Below are 5,478 nucleotides of genomic sequence, written 5' to 3'. Positions count from 1 at the left end.
ATCCGTGTGTACAGGGTAGGTTACCCACGCGTTACTCACCCGTCCGCCGCTCTCTTCCGAAGAAGATCGCTCAACTTGCATGTGTTAGGCACGCCGCCAGCGTTCATCCTGAGCCAGGATCAAACTCTCAAAATAAAGTTTTATCTCGCTCAGACTAATCATTATCGAATATCTGGCTTGGTTTGTTGGTTTTAATTCGTGTGAATTAAAGTTCATTATTTAACCTACTGTTTAATTTTCAAAGTTCTTAACTCAGCTTCTTTATTCTATCAAAGCTGTTTTTCTTTGTCAACAACTTTTTTTAAAGTTTTTTTAACTTTTCTCAAGTTGTTTTGCCCTTTTCTCAAGGACAAGTATTACTATACCATCTTAATTAATTTTGGTCAATACTTTTTTTCATTTTTTTTTAATTATTTTTCTATTTTTATATCATATATTTTCAAAAAGCTTATATTTCAACATTTACACATTATTTTATTTAAACATATAATTCAATTTATCACGCAAAAATCTTTATAAAAAAAGACTCTCTAGTTGATTATTTTCTAGAAAGTCTTTTAATTTCACCAAAAAAATTATTTAGCAGTATAAAAATCATGTGTTTCCATATATTCAAATTTTAATACAGCTGTTTTATACTTCAAGCTCTTCTTAACATCTATTATTCTTTGATTAGATGAACCTCTAAAAAGCAAGCTTATATCTCTCTTGTCTATCTCAAATCTACCATCAACAAGTACATCTACATACTTCAATAATTCCATATTTTCGAAATACAATGGATTGTTCTTATCTATAAGCTGTTCAAATGTAAATCCTGTATAACTCCAAACATCTAAGTTTATTTTATGCGCCTCTTTTGCTATCTCAGCCAATGGTGCTGGTTGTAAGAAAGGCTCTCCTCCTGAAAGTGTTATACCCTGTTGCAGCTTTAAAGACGCCATTTGATCGATTATTTCTTTTGTATCAACTTCATATCCTCCGTTTAAGCTATGTGTTTGAGGATTATGACATCCTTTACAATTATGTTTACAACCTTGTGTCCAAACAACCATTCTAAGCCCAGGTCCATCAACAATACTGTCACATATTACAGGAGATGCTATTCTCAACTTCATATTTATCCCCCCTCTTAAATTTCGGTATGTTTTACTCTATCTCTTACTTCTGCTTTTTTAGCGTCGTTAAATCTATCTACTGTACCAACTAAATAACCTGTGATTCTTCTAATTCTTTCAAATTTTATATCACTTTCTTCTTCATTACGTCCGCATACTGGACAAACAGTACCAGGTATAACTCCTGAGAATCCACAAACAGGGTCTCTATCCACTGGATGATTGACACTACCATATCCTATACCCATTTCCTTCATACTTCTTATAATAGTTTCGAAGGCTTGTAGATTATTTGATGTATCTCCATCTAATTCAACATAAGTTATATGTCCACCATTAGTTAATTCATGATATGGAGCCTCAATAGCTATTTTGTTAAAAGCTGATATATTATAATATACAGGCACATGGAAGGAATTAGTATAATATTCTTTATCTGTTATTCCTTTTATTTCGCCATATATCTTTTTATCTATTTCTGTAAATCTTCCTGAAAGTCCTTCTGCTGGAGTAGCTATTAAAGAGAAATTTAATTGGTATTTTTCTGCAGCTTCGTCCATTCTCTTTCTCATATGTGAAATTATTTTTAATCCTAATTCTTGTGACTCTTCACTTTCTCCATGGTGCTTGCCAGTCAATGCAATTAGACATTCTGCTAATCCTATAAATCCAACTGTCAATGTTCCTTGTTTGATTACATCCTGTAATGTATCTTCAAAAGAAAGATCATCAGCACCTCTCCATACTCCTTGACCCATTAGGAATGGGAAGTTTTTAACCTTTTTATTTCCTTGAATTTGCATTCTTTCAAGTAATTGATCTATAACTAAATCTATTTTTTCATCTAAATCAGCAAAAAATTCATCTAAATTCGCTTCTTTATTTCCATTTACTATACCGTGTTTTATACCTAATCTAGGTAAGTTAATTGTAGTAAAAGATAAGTTACCTCTACCACTTACGACTTCTTCTCCACATACATTTCCTAAAACTCTTGTTCTACAACCCATATATGTTGCTTCTGTTTCTGGTTGACCAGGTTTATACGTTTTTAAATTAAATGGTGCATCTAAGAAACTGAAGTTAGGGAATAATCTCTTAGCAGAAACTCTACATGATAATTTAAATAAATCGTAGTTAGGATCTTCTGGATTTAAGTTAACCCCTTCTTTAACCTTGAATATTAAAATAGGGAATATAGCTGTTTCTCCATTACCTAATCCTTTTTCTAGAGATAATAATAAGTTTCTACTTACCATTCTACCTTCAATAGAAGTATCAGTACCGAAGTTTATACTAGAAAATGGCACTTGTGCTCCTGCTCTTGAATGCATTGTATTTAAATTATGAATAAATCCTTCCATAGATTGATATGTTTGTCTGTCAGTTTCCTTATACGCTTCTTCATATGCAAAATTTTGTATTGAAATAGCTAAATTTTCCTCTATATCAAATGTTTCTATTAATTTTTCCTTTTCAATATACAAATAATCTGAGTTCTTTTCTAGACCTACTTTTTTATTAGATCTCTTTTCAGTATCGTTCACTATATCCTCTACTGTTCTCTTATCATCAATATTTTTTAATAATTTCAATCCTTTATGCAAATTAGATATATATAATTTTTTAAAAGTCTTATATACACCTTTAGCTAAGTTATAATCAAAAAATGGAATACTTTGTCCGCCATGTTGGTCATTTTGATCGCTTTGAATAGCAATTGCAGCCAAAGCACCATAACTCATAATACTATTTGGCTCTCTTAAAAATCCATGACCTGTTGAAAATCCACCGTCAAATAATTTATCTAAATTTATCTGACAGCAAGTCAATGTACCCATATTTAGAAAGTCCATATCATGTATGTGTATATCGCCGTTGTCGTGAGCTTGAGCATGTTCTGGTTTTATAACAAATGTCTTACAGAACTCCTTAGATACAGTGCTTCCATATTGTAGCATAGTACCCATAGCAGTGTTACCATCTATATTGGCATTTTCCCTTTTTATATTTGCATCGCTAGCATCTTCAAAAGTTATTTTATTTATAGCCTTCATCAATCTAGTTTTAGAATTTCTTATTCTGCTTCTTTCGTTTCTATAAAGAATAAATGCTTCACTAGTTTTTACATGACCTGCTTTTATAAGAACCTTTACAACTGTGTCTTGTATATTTTCTACGTTAGGAATTTCATTATTATCGTATTTTTCATTTAATAACTCTACTACTTTATCAGCAAGATCTTCTGCCATTTGATAACTTGGTTCTGTATTTTCCTTTTTTGCCACTTCACTTGCCGCTGAAAATATAGCTTTTGTTATACAATCTTTATCAAAACTAACCTTTCTACCGTCTCTTTTCTTTATATATTCTATCAACTTCGAATCCCCCTCGACCACAATATATTGTGGTTTGTTTTTACTCCCCATACTATATATAGTATGTATAATTAAAAAAATTCCCCTTAAAAACTAAAGGGGCGATAATTTCATCAACTTATTTCTAGGGTACCAAATTTATAAATTTTAGTCAAATTTTACCAACATACCTCTAAGCATTGAAATTACTATATGGTTTTTTTGAAGCCTTGTATTTGTAACGGTTATAATTTTTTCTAAAATCTTTTAATATTTTACATATAGTTTTATTTTTATCTGTAAATTTATAGTAATTTAATATATTATATTTAGTATACATATTTTGACAATAATTTTAGAAAATTTTAGGAGGTAATAATTAATATGTTATCAAAAAGACTTGATGTTATAACACCATCACGTACAGTAGGTATAAGTTCTAAAGTAAAAGAAATGAAAGCGCAAGGTATAGACGTATTAAATCTTAGTGTTGGAGAACCAGATTTTAACGTTCCAGAAAAAGCTAAAGAATGTGGTATAAAATCTTTAAACGATAATATCACTAAATACGATTTAGTTCCTGGATTAACTATATTAAGAGAAGAAATAAGCAAAAAATTATTAGAAGAAAATAACTGTCACTATGCTCCAGATGAAATAGTAGTTACTAGTGGTGCTAAAATGGCTCTTACTAATGCTTTAATGGCTGTTACAGATCCAGGAGATGAAGTTTTACTAGTTAAACCTTATTGGGTAAGTTATTCTGAAATGACTAAACTAGTAAATGCTGTTCCAGTTGGAATCGAAACAGACAAAGCAAATGACTTCAAATTAACTGGAGAGCTTTTAGAAAAATATATAACAGACAAAACTAAGATGCTTATATTAAATAACCCTTGTAACCCTACAGGAGCTATTTACACAAGGGAAGAATTACTTGATATATGTAATGTTTGCTTAAAACACGACGTATATATATTAGCTGATGAAATATACGAAAGAATCTGCTTCAATGGTGAATTCGTTTCTGTAGCTTCATTAAGTGATGAAATAAGAGAAATGACTATAACTATAAACGGTTTTGCTAAATCAGCAGCTTTAACTGGTACAAGATTAGGCTACACTGCAACTCCTAGAGCCCTTGCTAAGCACATAAGTGCTATCCAAGGACATTTAGTATCACATCCATGCTTAGCAGCTCAATACATAGGCTATGGAGCTTTAAAATACTGTAAAGAAGACATAGATAATATGGTAGAAGCTTACAGAAAGAGAAGAGATCTTGTTACTGGTAGACTTGATAAAATAGAAAACCTAGATTACGTTTATCCAAATGGAGCTTTCTATGTATTTATAGACATATCAAAGGTAAAAGACAAATTTGAACATGGTGAAAGCCTATCATCTGACTTCTGCGATAAATTCTTAGAAGAATGTAAGGTTGCTATAGTACCAGGTATCGCATTCGGTATAGATGAATATGTTCGTATATCTTTTGCTTGTAGTGAAGAAACATTTATGGAAGCTTTAGATAGATTAGATAAATTTGTACAAGGTATATTAGCTTAGAATTGTATAAAAGTTACTAATATTAATAAGAAAATTAAAATAGGCTGATTGCAAATTTTATTTTGCAACAGCCTATTTTTTAATTAGAATTATATATTTCATTTTTTCAAAAAATAAAAAAAGACTACGTGGCTACGTCCTACTCTCCCAGGCGGTCACCCACCAAGTACCATCGGCGCTAAAGAGCTTAACTTCTGTGTTCGGAATGGGAACAGGTGTATCCTCTTTGCTATAATAACCACATAATCTTTATTGTACTAAATCTATGTAAATTTAATACTTTCAAAACTGAAAACATTTAATGAATGCCATTATTCATTTGGTCAAGTCCTCGATCTATTAGTATCAGTAAGCTAAATACATTACTGCACTTACACCTCTGACCTATCAACCAGGTAGTCTTCCTGGGATCTTAACCTTGCGGTGGGAAATCT

Annotated in this window: 3 protein-coding genes and 3 rRNA genes; 1 reads left to right on the top strand and 5 read right to left on the bottom strand. The window is 31.1% G+C overall.

Annotated elements, in window-relative coordinates:
* The 3 genes from SPD90_RS01130 to SPD90_RS01120 all read right to left on the bottom strand — a co-directional run.
* Positions 1–135, bottom strand: a 16S ribosomal RNA gene (locus SPD90_RS01130); the annotation flags it as partial.
* A gap of 440 nt (positions 136–575) precedes the next feature.
* Positions 576–1,118: an anaerobic ribonucleoside-triphosphate reductase activating protein gene (nrdG, locus tag SPD90_RS01125; protein ID WP_320623882.1), complete on the bottom strand. Its 543-nt coding sequence runs from the start codon at positions 1,116–1,118 to the stop codon at positions 576–578.
* A 14-nt stretch (positions 1,119–1,132) separates the two neighbouring features.
* Entirely contained in the window at positions 1,133–3,496 is a 2,364-nt protein-coding gene (locus SPD90_RS01120; RefSeq protein WP_320924059.1) for an anaerobic ribonucleoside triphosphate reductase, read from the bottom strand.
* A 363-nt stretch (positions 3,497–3,859) separates the two neighbouring features.
* On the opposite strand from SPD90_RS01120, the gene SPD90_RS01115 reads away from it, so the two are divergent.
* Positions 3,860–5,044: a pyridoxal phosphate-dependent aminotransferase gene (locus tag SPD90_RS01115; protein ID WP_320623884.1), complete on the top strand. Its 1,185-nt coding sequence runs from the start codon at positions 3,860–3,862 to the stop codon at positions 5,042–5,044.
* A gap of 126 nt (positions 5,045–5,170) precedes the next feature.
* Here the strand turns inward: SPD90_RS01115 and rrf are convergent.
* Both rrf and SPD90_RS01105 read right to left on the bottom strand, forming a co-directional pair.
* Positions 5,171–5,287: ribosomal RNA gene (gene rrf / locus SPD90_RS01110) — 5S ribosomal RNA — on the bottom strand.
* Positions 5,288–5,363: 76 nt separating this feature from the next.
* Positions 5,364–5,478, bottom strand: a 23S ribosomal RNA gene (locus tag SPD90_RS01105); the annotation flags it as partial.

Origin of the sequence: Intestinibacter sp., from assembly GCF_034113885.1 — a bacterium.
GTDB lineage: Bacteria > Bacillota > Clostridia > Peptostreptococcales > Peptostreptococcaceae > Intestinibacter.
The sequence above is the reverse complement of the archived record's forward strand: the minus strand, read 5'-3'. Positions and strand labels throughout refer to the sequence as shown.

What these genes read in the sequence shown, in the direction of transcription:
- nrdG (WP_320623882.1), bottom strand. Translation starts at nt 1,118, where the DNA reads ATGAAGTTGAGAATAGCATCTCCTGTAATATGTGACAGTATTGTTGAT.
- SPD90_RS01115 (WP_320623884.1), top strand. Translation starts at nt 3,860, where the DNA reads ATGTTATCAAAAAGACTTGATGTTATAACACCATCACGTACAGTAGGT.